This is a genomic window from Pseudoduganella chitinolytica (assembly GCF_029028125.1).
In the GTDB taxonomy this organism is placed as follows: Bacteria; Pseudomonadota; Gammaproteobacteria; order Burkholderiales; family Burkholderiaceae_D; genus Rugamonas; species Rugamonas chitinolytica.
On the sequence record NZ_CP119083.1, the window covers coordinates 1,943,161 to 1,967,082 of the forward strand.

General features: G+C 68.9%; 22 protein-coding genes. 13 read left to right on the forward strand and 9 right to left on the reverse strand.

Features of this window, described 5'->3' with window-relative positions; all coding sequences use genetic code 11:
- Nucleotides 1-121 precede the first annotated feature (121 nt).
- From PX653_RS08480 to PX653_RS08520, 9 genes are all read right to left on the reverse strand, one after another.
- Entirely contained in the window at nucleotides 122-3,220 is a 3,099-nt protein-coding gene (locus PX653_RS08480) for a DUF6701 domain-containing protein (RefSeq protein WP_277417452.1), read from the reverse strand.
- Entirely contained in the window at nucleotides 3,217-3,657 is a 441-nt protein-coding gene (locus tag PX653_RS08485) for a pilus assembly PilX N-terminal domain-containing protein (RefSeq protein ID WP_277417453.1), read from the reverse strand. The genes PX653_RS08480 and PX653_RS08485 overlap by 4 nt, the downstream gene beginning before the upstream one ends.
- Entirely contained in the window at nucleotides 3,654-4,472 is an 819-nt protein-coding gene (locus PX653_RS08490) for a prepilin-type N-terminal cleavage/methylation domain-containing protein (protein ID WP_277417454.1), read from the reverse strand. Before PX653_RS08490 ends, PX653_RS08485 begins: the two co-directional genes overlap by 4 nt.
- Before the next feature lie 2 nt (nucleotides 4,473-4,474).
- Complete coding sequence (locus PX653_RS08495; RefSeq protein WP_277417455.1) at nucleotides 4,475-4,999, reverse strand: type II secretion system protein; 525 nt, start codon at nucleotides 4,997-4,999, stop codon at nucleotides 4,475-4,477.
- On the reverse strand, nucleotides 4,989-5,567 hold the full coding sequence (locus PX653_RS08500; protein WP_277417456.1) for a pilus assembly FimT family protein: 579 nt from the start codon (nucleotides 5,565-5,567) through the stop codon (nucleotides 4,989-4,991). The genes PX653_RS08495 and PX653_RS08500 overlap by 11 nt, the downstream gene beginning before the upstream one ends.
- Nucleotides 5,568-5,615: 48 nt before the next feature.
- Nucleotides 5,616-6,086, reverse strand: coding sequence for a type II secretion system protein (locus PX653_RS08505; protein WP_277417457.1), 471 nt, complete (start codon nucleotides 6,084-6,086; stop codon nucleotides 5,616-5,618).
- 70 nt (nucleotides 6,087-6,156) lie between these two features.
- Nucleotides 6,157-6,663, reverse strand: a complete 507-nt coding sequence (locus tag PX653_RS08510) for a type II secretion system protein (protein ID WP_277417458.1) — start codon at nucleotides 6,661-6,663, stop codon at nucleotides 6,157-6,159.
- A gap of 4 nt (nucleotides 6,664-6,667) precedes the next feature.
- Nucleotides 6,668-7,897 (reverse strand): type II secretion system F family protein, encoded by a 1,230-nt coding sequence (locus tag PX653_RS08515; RefSeq protein ID WP_277417459.1) that lies wholly within the window; start codon nucleotides 7,895-7,897, stop codon nucleotides 6,668-6,670.
- A gap of 11 nt (nucleotides 7,898-7,908) precedes the next feature.
- Nucleotides 7,909-9,612 carry a GspE/PulE family protein gene (locus tag PX653_RS08520; protein WP_277417460.1) on the reverse strand — a complete coding sequence of 568 codons (1,704 nt, stop codon included), beginning with the start codon at nucleotides 9,610-9,612 and terminating at the stop codon, nucleotides 7,909-7,911.
- A 128-nt stretch (nucleotides 9,613-9,740) separates the two neighbouring features.
- Here PX653_RS08520 and PX653_RS08525 point away from each other — a divergent pair, with 128 nt between their 5' ends.
- The 13 genes from PX653_RS08525 to PX653_RS08585 all read left to right on the forward strand — a co-directional run bounded on the left by PX653_RS08525 (nucleotide 9,741) and on the right by PX653_RS08585 (nucleotide 23,908).
- Nucleotides 9,741-10,508 carry an ABC transporter ATP-binding protein gene (locus PX653_RS08525; protein WP_277417461.1) on the forward strand — a complete coding sequence of 256 codons (768 nt, stop codon included), beginning with the start codon at nucleotides 9,741-9,743 and terminating at the stop codon, nucleotides 10,506-10,508.
- Entirely contained in the window at nucleotides 10,505-11,512 is a 1,008-nt protein-coding gene (locus PX653_RS08530) for an ExeA family protein (RefSeq protein ID WP_277417462.1), read from the forward strand. The genes PX653_RS08525 and PX653_RS08530 overlap by 4 nt, the downstream gene beginning before the upstream one ends.
- On the forward strand, nucleotides 11,505-13,427 hold the full coding sequence (gene mshL, locus PX653_RS08535; RefSeq protein ID WP_277417463.1) for a pilus (MSHA type) biogenesis protein MshL: 1,923 nt from the start codon (nucleotides 11,505-11,507) through the stop codon (nucleotides 13,425-13,427). The genes PX653_RS08530 and mshL overlap by 8 nt, the downstream gene beginning before the upstream one ends.
- A complete protein-coding gene (locus PX653_RS08540; RefSeq protein WP_277417464.1) occupies nucleotides 13,424-15,202 on the forward strand; it encodes a tetratricopeptide repeat protein in 1,779 nt (592 codons plus the stop codon). Before mshL ends, PX653_RS08540 begins: the two co-directional genes overlap by 4 nt.
- A 6-nt stretch (nucleotides 15,203-15,208) precedes the next feature.
- Nucleotides 15,209-16,924 (forward strand): GspE/PulE family protein, encoded by a 1,716-nt coding sequence (locus PX653_RS08545; RefSeq protein ID WP_277417465.1) that lies wholly within the window; start codon nucleotides 15,209-15,211, stop codon nucleotides 16,922-16,924.
- Nucleotide 16,925: 1 nt separating this feature from the next.
- Nucleotides 16,926-18,140, forward strand: a complete 1,215-nt coding sequence (locus tag PX653_RS08550) for a type II secretion system F family protein (RefSeq protein WP_277417466.1) — start codon at nucleotides 16,926-16,928, stop codon at nucleotides 18,138-18,140.
- A 109-nt stretch (nucleotides 18,141-18,249) separates the two neighbouring features.
- Nucleotides 18,250-19,722, forward strand: a complete 1,473-nt coding sequence (locus PX653_RS08555) for a hypothetical protein (protein ID WP_277417467.1) — start codon at nucleotides 18,250-18,252, stop codon at nucleotides 19,720-19,722.
- A complete protein-coding gene (locus PX653_RS08560; protein ID WP_277417468.1) occupies nucleotides 19,710-20,375 on the forward strand; it encodes a hypothetical protein in 666 nt (221 codons plus the stop codon). Before PX653_RS08555 ends, PX653_RS08560 begins: the two co-directional genes overlap by 13 nt.
- The gene (locus PX653_RS08565; RefSeq protein ID WP_277417469.1) at nucleotides 20,375-20,839 is read left to right on the forward strand and encodes a hypothetical protein; all 465 of its coding nucleotides are present in this window, start codon (nucleotides 20,375-20,377) and stop codon (nucleotides 20,837-20,839) included. The genes PX653_RS08560 and PX653_RS08565 overlap by 1 nt, the downstream gene beginning before the upstream one ends.
- Nucleotides 20,820-21,569, forward strand: coding sequence for a hypothetical protein (locus PX653_RS08570; protein ID WP_277417470.1), 750 nt, complete (start codon nucleotides 20,820-20,822; stop codon nucleotides 21,567-21,569). Before PX653_RS08565 ends, PX653_RS08570 begins: the two co-directional genes overlap by 20 nt.
- Nucleotides 21,570-21,663: 94 nt before the next feature.
- A complete protein-coding gene (locus PX653_RS08575) occupies nucleotides 21,664-22,380 on the forward strand; it encodes a prepilin-type N-terminal cleavage/methylation domain-containing protein (protein ID WP_277417471.1) in 717 nt (238 codons plus the stop codon).
- Complete coding sequence (locus PX653_RS08580; protein WP_277417472.1) at nucleotides 22,377-23,177, forward strand: ABC transporter permease; 801 nt, start codon at nucleotides 22,377-22,379, stop codon at nucleotides 23,175-23,177. Before PX653_RS08575 ends, PX653_RS08580 begins: the two co-directional genes overlap by 4 nt.
- Nucleotides 23,177-23,908 (forward strand): hypothetical protein, encoded by a 732-nt coding sequence (locus PX653_RS08585; RefSeq protein WP_277417473.1) that lies wholly within the window; start codon nucleotides 23,177-23,179, stop codon nucleotides 23,906-23,908. Before PX653_RS08580 ends, PX653_RS08585 begins: the two co-directional genes overlap by 1 nt.
- Nucleotides 23,909-23,922 lie beyond the last annotated feature (14 nt).

The window sequence follows — 23,922 nt, forward strand, 5'->3', positions numbered from 1 at the left end:
TTCCGCTGACCGCCGCAGTGGCTTGATTATATTCAAGAAGTGCCGGTTGCCCGGCCAGTGCGTGCGGCGTGCGCGACATTTTTGCGCCAAGGGTGCACGAACGATGCCGAAAGTGCATGATTCAGTACATTTCTCTGATATAGGTGTGCAGATTTGGCGAGCGCACTGTGCCATAGGTCAGCGCGCCCTTCATCGACGGCAACCAGCCCGGGACATTCAGCCACATCAGGGCCGATCCGCTGCTGCCCACCCCCGGCGCGGCCAGCTTGACGTTCGCAATGCCGGCGTCATAGGCGCCGGACGTGCCGGCGTCGACCTTGGGCGCCAGCTGGCAGCGCGTGGCGCCCACCAGCGGCGTGCAGGGATCGAACCGCACGTCCGTCAAGGGGAACTTGCTGGCCGAGTCCGACGTGCTGTCGTACCAGCCGTTGAAGCCGCCCTGCGTGCCGTAGAACTGCGCCTTGACCGGCACCGTGACGGACTGGTCGGCCGCTGCCTGCATCGACGGCACGTAGGTCCGGCCCAGTGCGATGCGCACCCCGCCCTCGACGGCCGCGGCCCGCTTCGACGTGATGTTGTCCCAGCCGGCCACTTCCGCCGCGCGCAGGTAGGCCGAGATGGGCGTCGCCCAGCCGTTCGTGCCGCCCCACGTATACCGTACCGATGCGGGGAAAGTGTAGGTGGCGGTGGCGCTGGCCTCGCCTGCGGTGAAGCGGCTGGCCGTCAGCGTCGTGGTGCCGCCAAACGCGCTGGTCGCGGGTGTGTTCTGTGCCGTCGTCCCGTTCGGCGCCGTGTAAACGCCAAGGTTCACGTCATGCGCCAGTTCCAGCCGGTAGTTGCGCAGCACCGTGTTGGCCAGGCCCATGGCGCTGACCTTGTACACGAACGGCTGGCTGGAATACGCCATCGTCTTGATCGCGCTGACGGGCGTCGTGACGGCGGTCGGGCAGCCAGCCGCCGGCACGCAGTCCATCGGCCCCGTCGTCGTCACGTTGAACCAGGCCGGGAAGAAGCGCCCCACGTTGACGGAGGCCGCGAACACGTTGCCGCTGCCCAGGTAGTCGCCCGACACCAGCTGCGCATCGAGCTGCAGCACGCCCACGTCGTCGTAGGCGAAGTCGGTGCCGGCAGCGGCGCCGCCGGAGAAGGCGCCGAAGGATCCGCGCAATGGCACCGGCTTGAACCAGTCGTCCGGCTCGCGGTCGGCCACCATGGCCGGCAGCGGTCCCCCCCCTTCGATCTTGGCCGGCGTGGCGATGACCGCCACCGCCACCGGCTCGGTCTCGCGGCCGAAGTTCGGGGCCGGCGTGGTCAAGCCGACCATGCGCGCCTGCACCGCCATGGAAAACTGCTCGCCGGCCCGCACGAAGCGGGTCTCGGTCGCGCTGGTTGGCGTCTTCGCAAAGTTCATCGAGGACGGCAGCAGCACCAGCTTCTCCGGGCGCGACACGAACGAGCCGGTCGAGCCGAGGCGCCCGTCCTTGTCCGACACCAGCAGCTCGACCCGCCCCACGTCCTGGTAGCGCAGCTGGAATTCCACTTTCGTGCTGGGCGTGCCACCGTCGAAGACGATGTTGTGCAAGCCACTCCAGGTGGCCGACGTCTGCGCCGGGATCGCCCCGTTCGACGCGCACAGCGGCAACGTCAGCACGCTGCTGGAGATATTGTAGGTGGCCTGCACGCCCGCGTTGGCGGTCGGGTTGTGGCACGACAGGGCGAACTTCATCGCCAGGCTCGTGTCGTTGTTGGCCATCGCCGTCGGCACGCCCTTCACCACGTACGAGATGAACATGCGCAGGTCGGTGTTCGCCAGCGACGGATCGAAGTTGACGGGCTTGCAGGTCTGGCCCGGGTCGCCGAACGGCTTGCCGTGCACGCAGATCGCGTCCGTGAACATGAATTGCGGCGTGAAGTCGGCCACGCCGGCACGCACGCTGACGGTGGCCGTGTTGTTGGCGTCGTAGTAGTCGAACAGCTGGCCGCCGACGGAGGCACTGTTGGTGATCAGGCCGGACACGCCGCGCACCGGCGTGACGGGGATCGTGATGGGCGGCAGCGACGTGCCCACGGCCATGGTCTTGGTCCGGTCGTAGGTGCAGGTGACCTTCTGGCCCTCCTTGGTGCAGGTCCAGCCCGTGCCCGTCGGCGTACCCACGATCAGCGAGGCCGGCAGCGTATCCTGTACGATGATGGGGCCCGATTCGGCCAGCGGGCCGTTGTTCGACACCGTGATCGTGTAGCTCGTGGGCGTCGATTCGATCAGCGGTCCGTCCACCGTCATCGCGATGGCCCGGTCGGTCGCCAGCACGTTGGGCGCGGCGATGATCTCCGCGTTCATCAGCACCAGGTCGGCGCCGGACTCGTAGACCGTCTTGGCGGACGTCTGGCCGGCCGCGATCGTGGGGCTGGCGACCGTGTAGGCATCGAAGTCGATGCCGTACGACGTCTGGTCGTTGTTGATGTTGCTGATCGAGTTGAACTGGTTGCCCACCGGGTTGGTCGAGTCCCTCATCGGCACGCCGTTGAACAGCAGGTTTTCGCCGTCCTGCCCCAGGCTGGAGTCGCCTTCCCATGTGATGTGGCCGATGCGGCCCGTGCCCACGGGCGACGGCGTCAGGAAATTCGCCAGGGTCAGCTCCACCCGCGAGTTGCGGATGTACTGGAAGCCCTCGTAGATGTTCAGCACGCGGAACGTGTCGCCCTTGGTGTTGCTGTCGTAGATGACCAGCAGCTGGAAGCCGCCCAGCACCCCCTGGACGCCGCAGAACAGCGAGCTGTTGTCCACCGTCAGGCCGCTCGCGGTGTAGACCGCGTTGCGGCGCGACTTGACGCGCTCCGTCACGTCCGCCGCGCCGGCAAAGAAGTTGTACCCCACCGTGCTGGAGCGGTGCTGCCGGTTGGTGGGCGCCGTGTAGACCTGGTCGTCGAACGTGACCGTATAGTCCGGCGTCGAGCCGGAGCCGGCCCAGTACAGGTAGGCCGCCAGCACGGTGCCGCCGCTGGGAATGCCGGACAGCGTCATCGATACGTTCTTGACGAGGGAGCAGGCATCCTGGCCGTTCGACTTCGAGCGCAGCGTTTCCTGCGTGCCCGTGAAATTGACGTAGCCCGCGTAGCTCTTGAACAGCGTGATGGGGGTGTCGGCCCAGGCCGGCAACGCCGACAGCGCAAGCAACAGGGACAAGACCAGCGTCGCGACCAGGCGCATCGGATTTCTCATAAGGTGGCCTGCACGACGCGCTGCACGTAGTCGGGCCCGGGCGCCGGATTCGGGCAGGCGCCTGCTGCCGGCTGGTTGCAGGCGGTGGCGGTGACGCGCACGGGTTGCAGGTCGGTGACGCCGTCCGCCATCAGCATCGGGCTCTGCGAGCACTGCACCGTCACCGTGAAGCCCGCCAGCGTGGCCGGCAACGCCAGGTTCGTGTTGGTACAGCGCCTGTTGGTAAACCAGTCGTGCAGGCCGTAATCGACGCCGGAGCGCGCCGCCTCGTAGGCGCGCGCGCCCAGCACGTCGTAGGTGGAACTGGTGTGCTGCGCGGTGCTCAAGGTAACCACGGCGGCGGCGATCCCGGACAGCACGACCAGCAGGAAAATGGCGGTGACGAGGGAGACGCCGCGGCTGCGGCGCCGCCGGCGGACGATGGCGCTGGGCTTCATGGCAGGTTCTCCACCTGGGTCTGGCGAATGAGGGCGATCGATTCGCCGCTGGCGGACGAAAGCCGCAGAGACAGGGACACCAGCTCGGTACCAGCCTGCGTCGGCAGCGCCACGCTGCCGAATGCGCACTGCGCCTGGTTGGCCACCACGTTGGCGGCCCCGATGGCAGGCGCAACCGGTGTCGGGATCGACCTGGTGAAGTGGCGCAGCAGCCGGCCATTGCGGCAATCGTACGTGACCGTCCCGGCAACGATACGGAAGCGGTACGGCGGCGGCGACTGCGTGCCCAGATTGTTGGCCCGCAAGGTCACGCGGCTGCCCGCGATGGCCGCGATCTGCGCCACGTTGTCGCGGTTGTCCAGATACACGTGGGAAGGCGCCGCACCCGTGTTGTTGATGACCAGCAGGTCGTCGGGCAGGATCGCGGCGCGCCCGGCCGGGGCGGGCCCGACGATGTCGAACTGCAGCGACGTCCTGTCAAAGCGCAGCGGCAGGATCGATGGGGGCGGCGCGTCGTTCACGTCCACGTAGCGCCCGCCCGCCTTGGTCAGCACGAACTGCAGGGTGGTGCCGCCGTTCGAGACCTGGACACTGTTGGGCAGGGCCAGGCGCAGTTCGCGGTTGATGCGGCCCAGCGCCGTGTCGGCCCCGTCGGCCAGCGCGAGGCGCTCGGCCGTGTCGACGTAGCCCTGCACGGGCAGGCGAATGAACACGGCGGTAAACGTGGCCACGATGCCGGTGATGACGATGACGACGATGGCTTCGACCAGGGTAAAGCCGCGATTGCGATGAAGAGTAGGCGATCGTCGCGTCATGGTCAGTAGCGCGTGCGCACGGTTTCCAGCACGATATTGGTCGGGCCACCATAGCTGACAGTGACGGTAACGAGGTACGTGCTCGTGGCGGGAACGGCCGCGAAAGCGGCGGGCTGCGTGACGGTGACCGTGGCCGTGTAGCCAGCCGGAAAAGCGTTGCCCGCGGTATCGGCCGCGTAGGCGACCGGCTGGCCCCACTGGACAATGTAGTCGTTGACATTGTCGTAGGGACGCGCCGTCGCGGTCTCGCGGCCGGGGTTGTCCGGGACATTGCAGGCGGCGTCCGGCACGCCATAGCTTGCGGTATCGGTAATGTCGCATAGCGCCGTCCCCGCCGACCGGATCTCGTTCATCAAGCCCTCGGCAATGGCCAGCGCCTGCTTCTGCCGCACTGGATCGGCGCTGCGGCCCGTGGTCAGTGATATCACGCCCAGCACGCCGACGACGGCCACGCTGATGATGACGATGAAGATGACCAGTTCGATCATCGTCAGGCCGTGCTGGTGGCGCGCACACTTAACGGACATAGCCGGTGCTCCCTTCGATCGTCGTGCGCAGCGTCACGCCGTTGCCGGCGATGTCGACGGCCAGCGCGGCCGGGAACGTGGACACCAGCGTGGGCTGGACGTCGGCCACGTTGAACGGCGTGCCGACCGCGTCGAAATAGAAGGTGCCGGCATTGGTCATGGCAAGGCCGTCGGGCATGCCCTCGCACGCCCAGGCGGGGTCGTAGACGTTGTCGGCAGGATTGACGCAGCGCTGGCGGGTGGCCGCGTTGCCGGAGTTGCTGCCGGCCGGGGATGTCACCCGTGCGGCGCAGGCGGCGTCGTAGCACAGCGCGACGCTGCCGCCGTTCAGGCGCACGAACACGCTGCGGTTCTGGGCGATGGCCAGCTTCTGGCCGTAGCGCACCAGCGTGGCCAGTTGGTTGGCATAGCCGGAGGCATCGAAATTGGTGCGACTGAAGAAGCGCTGGCCCGCAAACGCGCCCAGGATGCCGATCAGCACGATGACGATCACCAGCTCGACGAGCGTAAACCCAAACTGCCCGGTCTTGCGGCCGGGCAGTCGAAGGGTCGGTTTAATGACGAGCACGCTGTTCACGTGACGATTATGCCCGCCCCAGCGGGGCGGTCAATCGAATCATTGGCCAGCGCAGTTGGCCAGCGCCGGGGCCGTCACGGCCGGCTGCGTGTTGGCAGCTTGTGCCTGCGTGTAGGTGAAAGAGCAACCAGCGACGGTGGTGTCGGAAATCGTGGCGACACCGTTCGCCACCGCGACACCGTAGTCGGCGCCCAGGCCGGCAGCGGCGGCGATCGACGCGGCGGACGGGTAGTTGAACGTCATGGCGATATTCTGGCCTTCCATCGCCACGTTGGCAGGGTTGCCGCCAACGACCAGCGACTCGCCATGCGCGATATTCATTGCGCTCTGCACCGCGCCACGGGCAGCCTGCATCTTGGCGAAGCGGGCGTTGTCGCCCATGTCGGCAAAGCGCGGCAGCGCGGTGGCGGCCAGGATGCCCAGGATGACGATCACGACGATCAGTTCGATCAGGGTGAAGCCGCCCTGGTTGGCACGGTTGATCGAACGCATTTGCTTGTTGAATTGCATGTGAAACTCCACGTAAAGAATGAAATATGAATGTGTGACGGAAGCTACACGAGGATGATTTGCATTCTGTTCAACCGTCTACCTGATTAAGGACGACCCCTGCGCTGTTCGGCTGGGTCCCCGGCGGCTTGGCGTTGTTCGTGGGCAAGCGAATGAATTCTACCTTGAACCCCCACCGTTCTACTGTTCCCGTACGAAAACGTTTATTTCGCGTGAATACATAGACAAGTTTCTGTTGTTTTCTGTCGAAATACCAGCTGCCGGGGGTCAGTTCGGCCGTGTCGACATTGTCGATTTCGCCTGCGTAGCCGATGGGTGCGTGGCGCAGCAGCGCCACCGGATTGCTGCCCACCAGCGCGTGCAACTCGTCCTTGTTGCCCGCCACTTCCGCCGCCAGGACCCGGCTCAGCAAGGCGCTGCGCATGTTCTCGACCTGGTGCACGACGCCTTCCCGCTCCGCCTCGGCGCGGTAGCGCAGGATGCGCTCGAGCAGCAGGCCCGCCAGGATGGCGAAGACTGCGGTACAGACGGCGAACTCGAACAGGGAGGCGCCCCGTTGCCGTTGCGTAGGCGCCACAACGTCACCCCTTCAGGGCGGCACGGCCCAGGTCCCAGATCGGCAGGAAGATGCCCAGCGCCAGCACCAGCACCATCGCCCCCAGGAACGCAATCAGGATCGGCTCGATCTGGCTGGCCAGGGTCTTCAGCTCGTAGTCCACCTCGCGCTCGTACATCTGGGCGATCTCGTCCATCAGATCGTCCAGCGAACCGGATTCCTCGCCCACGGCGATCATCTGCAGCACGACGGGGGTGAAGATACCGGCGGTCACGGCCGTGCGCAGGATGCTTTCGCCCCGCTCCACGCTGTCGCGCATGGCCTCCACGCGCTGCGACAGGTGGGCGTTGTCGACCGTTTGCGACACCACCGTCAGCGCCTGCACGATGGGCACCCCGCTCTTCGACGACAGCGCGAAGCTGCGCGCGAAGCGGGCCATCGTGGCCTTGTGGACGATCTTGCCGGCGACCGGCATGCGCAGCTTCCAGCGGTCCCACCGCAGGCGGCCGCCCGGTGTTCCGATCCAGCGCAGCAGTGCCACGATGGCAGCCGCCGCGCCGCCCGCCATCAGATACCAGTAGTCCACCGTGAAGCGGGAACCGGCGATCAGGATCCGTGTCATCAGCGGCAGCGCGGCGTTCATGCTCTCGAACACCTTGACGAACTGGGGAATGACAGAGATGTTGACGATAAGGATGGCGATGACCATCGCGATCATGACGAACATCGGATAGCGCACGGCGCTCTTGACCCGGGCCCGCATCTCGCGGTCAAACTCCAGGTGCTCGAACAGGCGCAGCATGACTTCGTCGAGCCGGCCCGTCATCTCGCCCACCCGCACCATCGACAGGTAGAAGTTGTTGAACACGGTCGGGTGACGACGCATGGCGGCCGACAGTTCCCGGCCCGCATCGAGCGATTCGCGCAAGTCGCCGATGACCTTGCCGAACGACTTCGAAATGGCCGATTCCTGCAAGCCCGCCAGGCCGCGCATGATGGGTACGCCAGCTTTCATCAGGGTGTACATCTGGCGCGAGAACAACTGCACGTCCAGCGGCGTGACCTTCTTTTCCGTCAGCCGGGCCCACCAGCCCTCGCCGCCCCGGACCTGCGGCTGGCGCGTGGCGACGATCTCGACGGGCGTGGCGCCGGTGCCCATCAGCTGGTCCGCCACCGCCCCCGGGTCGGCGCCTTCCAGCACTCCCTGCAGCAGTTCGCCGCGGCCGTCCCGGGCCTTGTACGCGAAAAAGGGCATCGGCTAGTCCGTCATTCTTCCTGCTGGTTGCTGATGCGCATTGCCTCGGCGATCGTGGTACGGCCCTGGATCACCAGTTGCACGGCGTGGCGGCGCAAGGTCTGGCCTGCCATCTGCTCGTTGGCCGCCTTCAGGAAGTGGGCGGGATCGGGATCGTTGGCGGCATCGACGACGGTGCTCGTCATTTCCAGCAGCTCGTACACGCCGGTCCGGCCCCGGTAGCCCATGCCGTTGCAATGCGAACAACCCTTGCCGTGGAAGTAGCGTGCCATGCCCACCTTGTCGTTCAGTTCCAGCCGCAGCCATTCCACTTCCGTCGGCGTCGGCGTGTATTCGGTGGTGCAGCTTTCGCAGATCACCCGCAACAGGCGCTGGGCCAGCACGGCCTGCAGCGAACTGGCCACCATGTAGCGCGGCACGCCCATGTCCATCAGGCGCAGCGGGGTGCTGGCCGCGTCGTTCGTGTGCAGCGTCGACAGGACCAGGTGGCCCGTCATGGCGGCGCGCAGGCCGATCTGCGCCGTTTCCTGGTCGCGCATCTCGCCCACCAGCACGATGTCCGGGTCCTGGCGCAGGGCCGAGCGCAGCACGCGCGCGAAGTCCAGCTCGATCTTCTCGTTGACCTGCACCTGGTTGATGCCGGGCAGGCGGTATTCGACAGGGTCCTCGACCGTGATCAGCTTCTTCTCCACCGAGTTGAGCTCGGCCAGCGCGCTGTACAGGGTCGTCGTCTTGCCGGAACCCGTCGGACCCGTCACCAGCACCAGCCCGTTGGGGCGCTGCACGATGGCGCGGAATTTCTCCATCATGGGTTTCGGCATGCCGATGCCGTCCAGGCGCAGGCTCGTATTGCCCTGGCTCAGCAGTCGCATGACGATCGATTCGCCGTACTGGGTCGGCATCGTCGAGATACGCACGTCGATCCGGGTATTCTTCACGCGGGCGGCAAAGCGGCCGTCCTGCGGCAGGCGCTTCTCAGAGATGTCGAGGTCGGACATCAGCTTCAGGCGCAGCGCCAGCGCGGGCGCGATCTTGATGTCGGCCTGGGTCTGCAGGTGCAGCACGCCGTCGATGCGGAAGCGGATGTGCAGGCGGTTTTCCTGCGGCTCGATGTGGATGTCGGACGCACGCACCTGGGCCGCGTCGTCGAACACGGATTGCAGCAACTTCACGACCGGGGCTTCCTCCAGCCCCGGATTGACGGCCAGCGCGCCGAAGTCGACGGACACGTCGCCCATCTCCTCCTCCAGCTCGCGCGCCAGGTCCGTGATGTCCTCGGTCCGGCGGTAGATGCGGTCGATCGCGGCCAGCACTTCCGTCTCGTTGACGACCGCCAGCTCGATATTGTGCTTCACCAGCCTGGCGATCTCGTCGTAGGCGAACAGGTCGGTGGGGTCGGACATGCCCACCAACAAGGTGCCCTGGCGGTCCTCCAGCACCAGCGCGCGGAAGCGCCGCGCCTGGGTTTCCGGCAGCAGCCGCACCAGGTCGGCGTTGATATTGTAGAACTTCAGGTTGATGTACGGGATGTTCAGCTGGCGCGCCAGCGCGCCGGCGATCTGCTCTTCCGTCACGTAGCCGCTGTCGATGAAGACGCGGCCCAGCTTGCGGCCGCTGCGCTTCTGCTCGGCCAGCGCAAGGCCCAGCTGCTCGTCGGACAGCAGCTTTTGCTGGACCAGGATCTCGCCCAACCTTACTTTTTCTGGCCTTGCCATAACAAATATTCCCCCGAGTCAAGTGTCGGCGCATTGTATGCCCATTGTGCCCGAAGCGCACGGTGCCCTAGCGCACACCGTCTGATCTTTGCTACAGTGGCGGACCGTCAACATTCTGATCGTCTGACATGCCTGAACCCGCCTTGCGCATCCAAGCCGTCGTGCGACACGCCGCCGCGCGCGGCACCGCGCCGTTCCACCCGCCCCGGCCCAGCCGGCCGGTGCTGGACGGCGTGTCGCTGGCCGTCGCGCCCGGCGAGTGCGTGGGGCTGGCGGGCGTCAACGGGGCCGGCAAGACCACTCTGCTCAAGTGCGTGCTGGACTTCGTCACGCCGCAAGCGGGCAGCATCGCCGTGTTCGGCATCGACCACCGGCACAGTGCCGCGCGGGCGCCGCTGGCCTACCTGCCGGAACGCTTCCTGCCGCCCGCCTACATGACGGGCGGCGAATTCCTCCGTTATACACTGGCGTTGCACGGCCAGCCGCACGACGAGCACGCGTGCGCGGCCATGCTGGCGGCGTTGCAACTGGCGCCCGAGGCGCTGGCCCTGGGGGTGCGGCGTTATTCGAAAGGCATGACGCAGAAGCTGGGCCTGGCCGCCCTGCTGCTGCTGGACAAGCGGCTGTACCTGCTGGACGAACCGGCCAGCGGCCTGGACCCGCAGGCCCGCGCACTGTTCCGCCAGACGCTGCGGCAGCGACGCGAGCAAGGCACCGCCGTCCTGATGACGTCGCACGCGCTGGCCGACCTGGACGACATGTGCGACCGCATGGCCATCCTGCATGACGGCGCCATCCGCTTCGACGGCACGCCGGCCGAGTGCCGCCGGCACTACGGCGCCGCCAGCCTCGAGCAGGCCTTCCTGGCCGCCATCGCCGCCCCGGGCCACGCATGAGCGCCATGTACCTGCAGCATTTCGGGCTGTCCCAGGCGCCGTTCTCGATCACGCCCAATCCCGCGTTTTTCTATGGCGGCCACGAACGGGGCGACATGCTGGCCGCGCTGCTGTATGCCGTCACGCATGGCGAGGGCATCGTCAAGGTCACCGGCGAGGTGGGCAGCGGCAAGACGATGCTGTGCCGCATGCTGGAGCACCAACTGCCCGCCCAGATCGACGCCATCTACCTCGTCAATCCCAGCCTGGGGCCGGACGACGTGCTGTACGCCATCGCCGCCGAGCTGGGCCTGGATGCGCGCGACTGGCGCCCGGACGAGGTGCTGCGCCGCCTGAACGGCGAGCTGATCGCGCGCCATGCGCAGGGGCGCCAGGTCGTGCTGCTGGTGGAGGAAGCGCAGGCGATGCCGCTCGACACGCTGGAGGCGGTGCGGCTGTTGACCAACCTGGAGACAGCGCGCGAAAAACTGCTGCAGATCGTGCTGTTCGGCCAGCCGGAGCTGGACGAGCACCTGGCGCTGCCGCGCATGCGCCAGCTGGCCGAGCGGATCACGCACAGCTTCTTCGTGCCGCCGCTGCCGCCCCGGTTGGTGGCCTCGTTCCTGCAGTTTCGCCTGCGCGCGGCCGGCTACACGGGCGGCCCGCTGTTCAGCCCCACTGCCGTGCGCCGGATCGCGCGCGCTTCCGGCGGCATCGTTCGGCGCATCAATATCCTGGCCGACAAGGCCCTGATGGCCGCGTTCGCCGAAGATGCCGTCGCGGTATCGGCACGGCACGCGCGCCAGGCCATCGCGGAGGCGCCGTTCCGTCCGGCCCGCGCGCTGCGCGGAACGCGCGCCTGGCTGGCGCTGGGCGCTGGCACGTGCGCCCTGCTGGCGTTGTCGGTGTGGGCCGCCTCGGCATGGGCGGCCACACCACTGCCGCGCACACAATTGAAGTTTGAACGGATTTATACGATGATCCTTGCTATTCCAGCAAATCAACTGTCGGCATCCAATGAATAAAGTCGCGGCAACACTGCTCTGCTCACTGTTGGGGGCATGCGGCGCACCGCAGCTGCCGATCTCGCCTGCCCACGTCACGGAGCCGCCGCGGGCGGGCGGCGCCATTCCCGAGCCCGTCCAGCAAAGCCCGGCCTTGCCGCCGCCCCGGCCGACGCCACGGGTGGAAACCTACAGTGTCACGGTGCACAAGGTGCCGGTGGAATCCGTGCTGTTCGCGCTGGCCCGCGATGCCGGCCTGAACGTGGACATCCACCCGTCCATCGAAGGGACCGTCACCTTGAACGCGCTGGACCAGACGCTGCCCCAGCTGCTGGACCGCATCTCGCGCCAGGTCGACATGCGGTATGAAATCAACAGCGGCACCCTGCTGGTGTTGCCGGACCAGCCGCACTGGCGCAACTACCGGATCGACTACGTCAATATCGCGCGCACCACCAACAGCAGCGTCAACATCGCCACCCAGATTTCCACCACGGGCGGCTCCAGCGCCGGCAATACCAGCACCACCGGTTCGAACGCGGGCCAGGGCTCCTTGCCGAATGCGGGCAGCAGCCTGGCGGGCGGCGCCAACAACAATTCGACGACGGCCGTGTCGAACCGGGCCGACAACAATTTCTGGTACAGCCTGGAAAAAAACATCCGCGACATGCTGCGCCCGACCAACCTGAACGATCCGCTGGCCGATCCGCTGGCGCAGTTGCGCGAGCAGACGGCCGCGGTGGCCCAGCCGGGACAGCCCATGCAGCCGCTGCAGCCCGGCCAGCCCAGCCAGCCCAACCAGGCTGGCGCCTACCAGCCGGCATTCACCCCGGCAGGCCAGGCGGGAGGCGCCACGCAGCCGGGCGACTACCCTGGTGCCCAGGCCAGCGCGGCGCAAGGCGCGGCAGCCCGCGCGGCCCAGCGCAACGCGCCATCCGTCATCGTCAACGCCGAAAGCGGCCTGGTCGCGGTGCGCGCCACCGGCCGCCAGCATGAGAAGGTGCGCGAATTCCTCGACATCGTGCAGTCGGCCGCGAAACGCCAGGTGATGATCGAGGCAACCATCCTGGAAGTCAAACTGTCTGACCAGTACCAGCAGGGCATCAACTGGTCGCGCATCTCCGGCAACGGCGAATCGACGCTGGCGCAGGGCCCGCTGAACGCGACCTCGTTGCCGCTGGCGGGCGCGGTCAACCCGAACGGCGTGTTCACGTTCAATTACGCCAATCCCATCTCGGGCCTGGGCAATATCAAGCTGGCGGTGCAGTTGCTGGAATCGTTCGGCAAGGTCCAGGTGCTGTCCAGCCCGAAGGTCAGCGTGCTGAACAACCAGACGGCCCTGCTGAAGGTGGTGGACAACAACGTCTTCTTCACGCTGAAGGTGACGCCGGCCGTGCAGAACTCGTCCGGCGGCATCGCCGCCCAGGCCACCTACGAGTCGCGCGTGGAGACGGTGCCGGTGGGCTTCGTCATGAGCGTGACGCCGCAGATCTCCGAGGATGACGAGGTGACGATCAACGTGCGCCCCACCATCACCCGCATCGTCGACTACGTGGACGACCCGAACCCGGAGCTGGCGCGCCAGAACGTCAGGAGCCGCGTGCCCGTGATCCAGGCACGCGAGGTGGAATCGGTGATGAAGGTCTACAGTGGGCAGACCGCCGTCATGGGCGGCCTGATGCAGGATTCCGTCGACAACGCCAAGGACGGCATCCCGCTGGTCTCGCGCATTCCCGTGCTGGGCAACCTGTTCGCCTACCGCAACGAAGGCGCGGCCAAGACGGAACTGGTGATCTTCCTGCGCGCCGTCGTCGTCAAGGACGCCAGCATGGAAGGCGACTACAAGGAGCTGCGCTACCTGTTGCCGGGCAAGGCGCCGCTGAACGAGCAACCCTACGGCAGCGCGGCCGGACTACCGGCGAAAGGTCAGCCATGAGCCTCCTGATGCAGGCGCTGAAGAAGGCGGAACGGGCGCGCCAGAACGGGCTGCCGGAGGAGGCACCGGCCAGCCCGGGCGACTGGGGCCTGGAACCGCTGGCGGAGGCACCGGACGCCGGCGCTCCGGCGGCCGGCGACCCGGCGGCCCACACGCCCGCGCCTGCCCTGGATGCGGGCCGCGTGGCCGTTACGCCACCGGCAGCGTCGCACGGCGGTCCCGAACTGCACCTGGAGCCGCTGAGCCTGGAACCGCTCGACCCCGCGCCGCGCATCGAACCCACGATCGAACCGACGGCCCCGGCGCCGGCCGCCGCCGTGCGCCCACCCGAGCCAGCGGCAACGCCCGCTCGTGCGGGCGCCGAGCCAAGGATTCCGCTGGAGCCGGCCGCCGAAGCCGTGCACGATCCCGTACCGCCGCAGGCGCGCCATGAGCGGGCCCGCGCGGCCGCGTCGCCACCTGCCGCGCCACGCACCGAGCGCAAGGCGCCGGACACCGCGGCGGCCGGACGCGCCGATGCGGCCGCCATCCGCGCCGCCGCGGCCGCCCGCGCCCGGGCGGCGGCAAACACGGGCAAGGCCGGCATGGACATGGCGCGGGTACGCGTGGTGGGACTGTCCGGTATTCTCCTGGTGATGCTCGGCACGTTCGGTTACGTCTACTGGCGCGCCACCACGGCCCCCGGTCCGGGCGCCGCGCTGCCGATGGTGCCGATGCCGCCGCCCAGCGCCACGGGTGCGACCGGCATCGCCGTCGCGCCGGCCGATGCCGGCAGTGGCCTGCCGGTCATGGCGACCGCCCCGACCGGCGATCCTGGCCTGGCGCAGCCCGCCCCCGCCCTGCCATCCACCACGCCTCCCGCGCCCGCCGTGCTCGCGCCGGTGCCGGCCGCGGTGCCGGCGCAGGAGCGTCCCGCGCGCACGCCTGTCCTCTCGGGCCCCGTCGTCAGCGACGACCCGGCGATCATGCAGGCGGCGCAGCAGGACATGGCCGAGCGCCTGGAGCGGGCGGCGCGGGAACGCACGGCGGACACCATCCCGGCCACTCCGGCCGAAACGCCGCCGCCCGCCACCACGTCCGTGCCTGCGTCGGCGTCCGCGAACGGGGCGGCCGTGCGCACCGGGGCAGGCGACGTGCGCATCGCGCGCGGCAGCGCCCCGGCCATAGCGCCCGCGGTGCAGTCGGCGTACGCGGCATTCATCGCTGGCGATCTGGCCGACGCGCGCCAGCAGTACGAAGCGGCGTTGCGCCAGGACCCGAACAACCGCGACGCGCTGCTGGGCAGCGCCGCCGTCGCCCAGCGCGACAACCGGGCCGCGCAAGCCGTCGCCGCGTACGCACGCCTGCTGGAGCTGGACCCGCAGGATCCGGACGCGCTGGCGGGCCTGGTGGCGCTGCGGCCTGGCGACATGGCCCGCAGCGAGGCGAAGCTGCGCGAGATGCTGAAGAGCCGTCCCGATGCCGGCCCGGTCCAGTTCGCGCTGGGCAACCTGTATGCGCGCCAGGGCCGCTGGCCGGAAGCCCAGCAGGCCTACTTCCGCGCCTTCACGGCCGCGCCCGGCAATGCCGACTATGCGTTCAACCTGGCCGTGGGGCTGGATCGGCTGAACCAGGCCAAGCTCGCAGCCAGCTACTATGAGCAGTCGCTGGCCCTGCCCGGCCCCGCCGCGTTCGACCGGGCCGCCGCGCAGCGACGGCTGCGCGAACTGGCGGTCGCCAGCGTGCCGGCGCCGCCTTCGCCGGCACCCGCCGTCCAGCAGGTGCGGGGGAACTGACAAGGCATGATGGTACCCGTGGCAGAACAGGTCAAACTCCCGCTCGGCAAGCTGCTGATCGAAAAAGGCGTCATCAGCGAAGACCAGCTGCGCATTGCGCTGCTCGAACAGAAGCGCGGTGGCGAACCGCTGGGGCGCCTCCTGATCACGCTGGGCTTCGTGACGGAAGCGACGGTGCGCGAAGCCCTGTCGGAAAACCTCAACACGCAATCGGCCGACCTGAACGCGCTGGTCGTCGACGCCGTGGCGCTCAAGCTGATCCCGAAGGACGTGGCGACGCGCTACAGCGTGTTCCCGATCGTGTACGAACGCGACACCGACAACCTGGTGCTGGCGATGTCCAACACCAGCAACATCGTCGCGCTGGACCAGATCCACGCGATGCTCGTCAAGGGCATCACGATCACGCCGCTGCTGGTCAACGAATCGGACATCCAGCGCGCCATCGACCAGTATTACGGCTTCGAGCTGTCGATCGACGGCATCCTGCACGAGATCGAGACGGGCGAAGTATCGTACCAGGGCACCTCGGACGAATACAGCCACCCGATGGTACGGCTGATCGACGCGTTGCTGGCCGACGCGGTGCAGAACGGCGCATCCGACATCCACTTCGAACCGGAGCACAGTTTCCTGCGCATCCGCTACCGCATCGACGGCATCCTGCGCCAGATACGCAGCCTGCACAAGTCGTACTGGCCGGCGATGGCCGTGCGCCTGAAGGTCATCAGCAACATGAACATCGCCGAGACCCGTGCGCCGCAGGACGGCCGCATCTCGATCAAGTTCTCCGGCCGCCAGATCGACTTCCGCGCCAGCGCCCAGCCCACCACGCACGGCGAGAACTTCGTGCTGCGCGTCCTGGACCGGCAGAAGGGCCTGGTGCCGCTGGACGGCCTGGGGCTGGCCGAGCGCGAGCTGGACCTCCTGAAACTGATGATCGCCCGCCCCGACGGCCTGATCCTCGTCACGGGGCCGACCGGATCGGGCAAGACCACGACCCTGTACTCGATCCTGAACCACATCAATACCGAGGCGGTCAACATCATGACCTTGGAGGATCCCGTCGAATACCCGATGAGCATGATCCGCCAGACCTCCGTCAACGAATCGTCCAAGCTGGGGTTCGCCGACGGCATCCGCTCGATCCTGCGGCAGGACCCTGACGTGATCCTGGTCGGCGAGATCCGCGACAAGGAAACCGCCGACATGGCGCTGGCCGCCGCCATGACGGGCCATCAGGTGTACTCGACGCTGCACACCAACTCCGCCGTCGGCTCCATCTCGCGCCTGCTGGACATCGGCGTCGTGGCCGATGTCCTGGCCGGCAACATCATCGGCATCATCGCCCAGCGCCTGGTGCGGCGCCTGTGCGTGCACTGCCGCGCGCCCCTGACGGCCGATGCGCTGGAGCGCCGCCTGCTGGGGCTGGAACCGGAGAACGAGGAACGCGCGCCGGCGACCATCTACCGCGCCGTCGGCTGCGAGCGCTGCGCCCACCAGGGCTACAAGGGCCGCCTGGCGATCATGGAACTGCTGAAGATGAATGCCGAGCTGGACGAGCTGGTGGCGCGGCGGGCATCCGTGCGCGAACTGCGCAACGCCGCCCGCGCCAGCGGCTTCCGCTCGCTGGTGGACGATGGCATGCGGCGCGTGCTGGAAGGTGCGACGACGCTGGACGAGGTGTCGCGCGTGGTCGACCTGACGGACAGGCTGGCCTGAGATGCCGAAATTCCTCTACCGCGCGATGACCCCGACGGGCGAGATCGTCCCCGGCGACATGGACGCGCTCAACGTACCGGACCTGGAGCTGCGCCTGTCGCGCATGGACCTGGACCTGATCGACTTCCGCGCGGCGCGCCAGCGCCGCCTGCCGCTGGGGGCCGCCGGGCGGCGCGCGATCACCCGGCGCGACCTGATCAACTTCTGCTTCCACATGGAGCAGATGGCCAGCGCCGGCGTGCCGATCCTCGATGCGCTGAATGACCTGCGCGACAGCATGGACCACCTGCGCTTCCGGGAGATCATCACGGACCTGATCGAGAAGATCGAGGGTGGCCTGCAGCTCTCCAGCGCACTGGCCGGCTACCCCGAGGTGTTCGATCCCACGTTCACGAGCCTGGTGCGGGCGGGCGAGGAAAGCGGCAAGGTCAACGAAGTGTTCCGCGACCTCGCCGAGGGCCTGAAATGGCAGGACGAGCTGGCCGCGCAGACGAAGAAGATCGTCACCTACCCGGCCGTCGTGCTGCTGGTCGTCACGGCCGTGACGTTCTTCCTGATGATCTACCTGGTGCCGCAGCTGACGAACTTCATCGGCAACATGGGCCGCGAGCTGCCGCTGCACACGAAGGTGCTGATCGCCGTGTCGAACGTGTTCATCGACTGGTGGTTCGTGCTGCTGGCGCTGCCGGTCGCGCTGTGGTTCGGCACCCGCTGGTGGCTGGCCCGCAGCGAACGGGCAGCGTTCGCGTTCGACCGCCTCAAGCTGCGCGCCTGGCCGGTCGGCCCCGTGCTGCACAAGATCATCCTGGCCCGCTTCGCCACGTTCTTCGCGCTGATGTACGCCTCCGGCATCACGATCCTGGACTGCATCCGGCTGTCCGAAGGAATCGTGGGCAACCGTGTCGTCGCGGCCGCGCTGCGCCGTGCGGCCCAGCTGATCTCGGAGGGCCACAGTGTCACCGCCGCCTTCGGCACCACGGGCTTGTTCCCGCCGCTGGTGGTCCGCATGCTGAAGGTGGGCGAGGCGACCGGCGCGCTCGATGGCGCCCTGCGCAACGTGGCCTACTTCTACAATCGCGAGGTGCGCGAGCGCATCGAACGGGTGCAGGCGATGATCGAGCCCGCGATGACCGTGATCCTGGGCCTGCTGCTGGGCTGGATCATGCTGTCGGTGCTGGGTCCCATCTACGACACGATCAGCGCGATCAGGATCTGACCATGTTCCCGAAACAGCTTTTCTACCTCACCAGCGAGCAGTTGCAGGCTTGGCAGTGGCGCCAGGGGGCGCTGGGGGGGCCACGGCGTTCCCTGCCACGCGCGCCGGCGTGGACGAGTTCATCGCCTACCTGGAACGCCAGGGTGCGGGGCCGGCGTGGCTGGTCGTGGACCTGATCGAGGAAGACTTCAGCCGCCATGCGCTGCCGCACGTGCGCGGCCGCGCCGGCCGCCAGTTGCGCGCGCGCCGGCTCGGCCAGCAGTACCGCGACACGCCCTACCGGACGGCGCTGGTGCAGGGCCGCCTCGAGGAAGGCCGGCGCGACGACGTGGTGTTGTTTACGGCGCTGACCAACCCGGCGCTGCTGGCGCCGTGGATCGAGGCGATGGAGCTGATGCAGACGCCGCTGGCGGGCATCTACTCGGCGACCCTGCTGTCGGCCGCGCTGCTGCGGCGCATGACGCGCCAGGAGCGGCCCGCCGCCGCCCCGCCGCGCCATGAGTTGCTGGTGACGCTGCAGTCGGGCGGCATGCGCCAGACCTACCTGCAGGACGGTGCCCTGAAGTTCTCCCGCCTGGTGCAGCCGACACCGGACGGCGACGTGGCCGACACCATCCTGCCCGAGACACGTCGTACCCAGCAGTTCCTGGCCAGCGTGCGCCTGCTGGAACGGGACGAGGCGCTGCAGGTAACGGTGCTGGCCCCGGCCGCCGCCGTCGAGGAGCTCGCCCAGCGCTGCGAGGACGGCCCCGCGACCCGCTACGAGGTGGTGCCGCTGGACACGGCCGCGCGGGCGCTCGGCATGGCGGCCACGCCCGTGCTGGCCGACGAACTGCTGTTGACGATCGTGGCCCGCCACGCACCCGCCAGCCACTACCCGCTGGCCGGCAAGGACGGCTACTACCGGCTGTGGCGCCTGCGCCTGTCGTTGTTCGCCTCCAGCGCGGTGCTGGGCACGGCCTGCCTGGCCTGGACGGTGGCCAACCTGGTCGGCTATGGCATCTCCCACGGCAATGCCAACGGGCTGCGCTCGGAGACGGCGCATTACCAGGCCGCCTACCGCAACAGCATGTCCAGCATGCCGCCCGCGGTCGACAAGACCGTCAATATGAAGGCGGCCGTGCAGATCGACCGGATGGTGGCGCAACAGGGGCCGTCGCCGCAGCACATGCTCGGCATGGTCAGCGAAGCACTGGAAAACTCGCCGCAGATCCGCCTGACGCAGCTGGAGTGGCGCGCCCAGGTGCCGGGCCAGGCCGCGGTGGCGGCGCCGGGCGCCGCCCCGGGCTCGCCGGCGCTGGTGGCGCCCACTTCCTCGCTGGCGCTGGGCATCCCGAAGGCGCCCGCGCAGACACTGCGGCTGCACGCCGAGGTGCTGGCCGGCCAGGACAACTACCGCGTGGTCCTGGACAGCATGAACGGCTTCGCCCGCCAGCTGGCGCGCATGCCGCACATGACGGTGGAAATCGCCCAGCTGCCGTTCGACATCCGCTCGAACGTCAAGCTGAGCGGCAGCGTCGGCGTGGCCAACAGCGGCGAGGACCGCGCCAAATTCACCCTGGATCTCGTATGGACGCCCTGAACCGAGCCGCTCCGACGGCCACTGGCCGCGTGACCCTGCCCTACTGGATCGGCGGCTTCGCCCTGATCCGCACCGCGGCCATCACGTTCGCCGTGACCGCTTTCGCCACCATCGCCGCCGTCGTCACCAGCTACTGGAAGCTGCAGCATGCGCGCCAGGACGAACTGGTGGCGCAGGGCCTGCGCGACGCGGCGCGCCAGAGCTTCGTCCACGTCGAAGCGGAAAAGCAGGACATCCGCATCTACCAGCCCCTGTTCCTCGACTTGCGCCGGCGCGGCTTCGTCGGCGCGGAGAGCCGGCTGGAATGGGTCGAGGCGATCCGCCAGATCCAGGCCGCGCGCCGGCTGCTGCCACTGACCTACCAGATCGAACCGCAACAGCCGTACAAGCTGGCGGGACGGGTCGCGACCGGCGAGTACCAGCTGCGCGGCAGCCGCATGACCGTGCACATGGACCTGCTGCATGAAATGGACCTGTTCGACTTCCTGTCCGACCTGCGCCAGCGTGGCGTGTTCACGGTGCAGGACTGCGCCATGCGACGCACGGCCAGCGCCGGCAACGCACCGCTGGCGCCGGGCCTGACGGCCGACTGCACGCTCAACTGGCTGACGCTGACGCCGCCCGCCGCGTTGCGCAACCCGGGGCTGCGGTGATGCGCGCACTGGCGGCAGGCTTGCTCATGCTGGCCGCGGCCACGGCCGCCCATGCGCAGACGTCCTACACGACGATGGGCCGGCTGTTTACCACGCCGGCCGATCGCGTGCTGCTCGACCAGCAGCGCAGCACGGCCGCGGTACAGGGCCCGGCGGCAGCGGCAGCGGCGCCGGCGCCAACAGCGGGCACGATGCCGGGGATGGCGCCGGCCGGCAGCGCCGCCGCCGCGCCGCCGGCGCCGCCACCCGCACCGGTACGTTTCGGCGGCCTGCTGCGACGTGGCGACGGCCAGGCCACGATCTGGGTCGACGATACGCCGCATGAAACGGTGCTGCGCGCCCGCCCGGGCGCAGGAGTGCAGGTGGACGTGGGTGGCCGGCAGGTGCTGCTCAAGCCAGGCCAGAGCTGGGACCCCGCCAGCGGCACCGTCATGGAGGTGCCGCATGGCGCGCCCGCCCGCTGACGTGCGGCGCCGGCCCGTCGCGCCACGGCGCCAGCGCGGCGCTGCGTTGCTACTGCTGCTGGCGGTGGCCAGCGTCGGCTTCGCGGCGGTGCTGCTCGGCGCCTTCGCGGGCACGGACGTGGAGCGCCAGCGCGAGCAGCGCACGCTGGCGCGCCTTGCCCTGGCCAGCGATGCGCTGGTCGGTTTTGCCGCCCTCAACGGCCGCCTGCCGCGGCCGGCGATCTCCGCCACCGACGGCCGCGAGGCGAGCGAGCCATGTGCCGACGAAGCGGCCTGCAGCGGCTTCCTGCCATGGGTGACGCTGGCCGTCGAAGGCGCCGACAGCTGGGGCAAGCGGCTGCGCTACAGCGTCACGCCGCTGTACACGAGCGCGCCGATCCAGCGGCTCGGGGCCGTGGCGACCAAGCGCGTGCAGACCCGCGACGGCAATGGCGAACTGCGCTACGTCGTGGGCCAGGAAACGTGCATGCTGGCCGCGGATTGCGCACCTGCCGTCGTCTACTCGCAAGGCCGCGCCAACCTGGGCACCAGCGTGGCCGGGCTGGCGCAGGCCAACGGCGTTGCCGGCAACATCGACGAGATCGCCAACGATGGCGCCACCACGACCTTCGTGCGGCGACCGGCCAGCGTCGATCCGCGCGCGCCCGGCGGACAGTTCGACGACCTGCTGGTGGCATTGCCGCTGGCGGCCCTGTACGACCGGATGGCGGCGGCGCGCACGCTGCCCTGAGCACGTGACTCATCGACACCTGACTCATCGATACATGACTCATCGACCCCTGACTCATCGACACATGACTCATCGACACATGACTCATCGACACATGACTCATCGACGCCACGCGCCAGCGCACGGCTTTACCCTGGTCGAGGTGGCGATCGTGCTGGTCGTCGTCGGCCTGCTGATCGGCGGCCTGATCACGCCGCTGTCGAGCCAGCTGGAACAACGCCGGGTGGCCGACACGCGCCGCGCGATGGAAGAGGCGCGCGACGCCCTGACCGGTTTCGCGCTGCGCAACGGCTACCTGCCCTGCCCCGCCATTTCCGCCGCCAACGGGCTGGAGGACCGCAGCGGGGAGCGCTGCGGCAACGAGCGCCGCATCGGTTTCCTGCCCTGGGCCACGCTGGGCGTGTCCAAGCTGGACAGCTGGGGCCACCTGTTCGTCTACAGCGTCTCTGCCGATTTCGCCGACAGCGGCGCGCCGTTTCGCCTGAACACGCCCCGTGACATCACGGTGGCGACGCGCGACACGGCCGGCGCGCTGGTGGCGGCGACGGCGCCGAACGATATCCCGGCAGTGATCCTTTCGGCCGGGCGCAATGGCTACGGCGGCTTCAGCGAACAGGGCCTGCGGGCGGCGGATGCCGGCAGCGGCAACGTCGACGAGAAAGCCAACATCGGCAGCACCGGCACGACCTTCATCAGCCGCGACGGTGCCGACAATCCCGCCGTGCCGGGTGGCAGCTACGACGACATCGTCGTCTGGCTGTCGCCGAACATCCTGTTCAACCGCATGATCGCGGCCCAGCGGCTGCCATGACGGCGCGCCGGAGCATCCTGGTCCCGGCGGCGGGGCTGCGCATCGGCCGCGTGGTGGCGGCCGACACGGTGCGCGAGGCGCTGCGCGGCCGGCTGCCCTGGCTGCTGGTGGCGCTGCTGCTGGGCGGCCTGGCCGTGTCCGGATTCATTGGCGCGCTCGCGCTTACCGACACCCGTGCCACCCAGGCGGCCCTGCTGGCCCCGCTGTTGCGCTGCGCGGCTGCGGCCATCGTGGCCGTGTTCACGGTTGCCAGCATCAGCCGCGAGGCGCACGACAAGCAGGCCGAGATGCTGCTGGCCCTGCCGGCCGGCCGGGCTGCCTGGCTGCTGGGACGCCTGGCCGGATTCGCGGTACTGGCCGTGCTGGTCGCGCTGCCGGCCGGCTTGCTGGCGGCGTGGCACGCGGCGCCGGCGCAGGCCGCGCTGTGGACGCTGGGCGTGTTGGGCGAACTGTGGATCGTTGCCGCCTTCGCGACGTTCTGCGCGCTCGGGCTGGCGACCGGTGCGGGACACGCCGCGCCGGCGTTGTGCGCCACGCTGGGTTTCTACCTGCTCGCGCGGGTGGCGGGCATCCTGCAGGCGTTGGCGCAGGACGCCGCAAGCCCGCGCCTCGTCGCGCTGGCCGCCGACGGCATCGCTGTCCTGCTGCCCCGGCTGGACACATTCGCGCGCACCGAGTGGCTGCTGTACGGCACGGGCGGGGTGGCCGATGCGGCGACGCTGCTGGGCCAAGCCGTCATCTACGTGGTGCTGCTGGCAGCGGCCAGCCTGGTCGACCTGCAGCGGCGGGAGTATTGATGGCCGGCCGCCGCGCCACGCCGGCCGCGACACTGCTGCTCGCGCTGGCGCTGGGCGCGCAGCTGGCATGGCACGGCTGGGCGCCGCCCCCGGCCCCTGCCACGGCCGGCCTGGCGCCGCCGCCCGCGCCGGCCGTGCTGCGGCTGGTGGGCCTGGGCGAGGACGCGGCGCTGGCGCGCCTGCTGATGCTGGCGCTGCAGGCACATGACGCCCAGGCCGGCGCCGCCCTGTCGCTGCACGCGCTCGACTACGGCCGCGTCGTGCCGTGGCTGGAGCGCGCATTGGCGCTCGACCCGCGCGGCCGCTATCCGCTGGTGGCCGCCAGCGCGGTGTACGCGGCGGTACCCGATCCGGCGCGGGTGCGCGTCATGCTGGCCTTTATCGAACGCGCATTCCACGCCGACCCGGCGCGGCGCTGGCCGTTCCTCGCGCAGGCCGCCCTGATCGCGCGCCACCGTCTGCACGACCTGCCCCTGGCCCGGCAGTACGCGCGCACGCTGCGGCTGCGCGCGCCCGCGGCCCCGGCCTGGGCACGCCAGCTGGAAGCGTTCGTCCTGGAGGACATGGACGAGCCGGCGGCCGCGCGCGCCGTCATCGGGGCCCTGCTGGCCGGCGGCCAGGTCACGGACCCGAACGAGTTGCGCTTCCTGGCGCGCCGGCTGGACGAGTTGGCCGGACGGGAAGCGGCCCGTCGCACGGTTCCTGCTGCGCAATCAGCGCCGGGCTTGTAAGATGTGGTTATCTG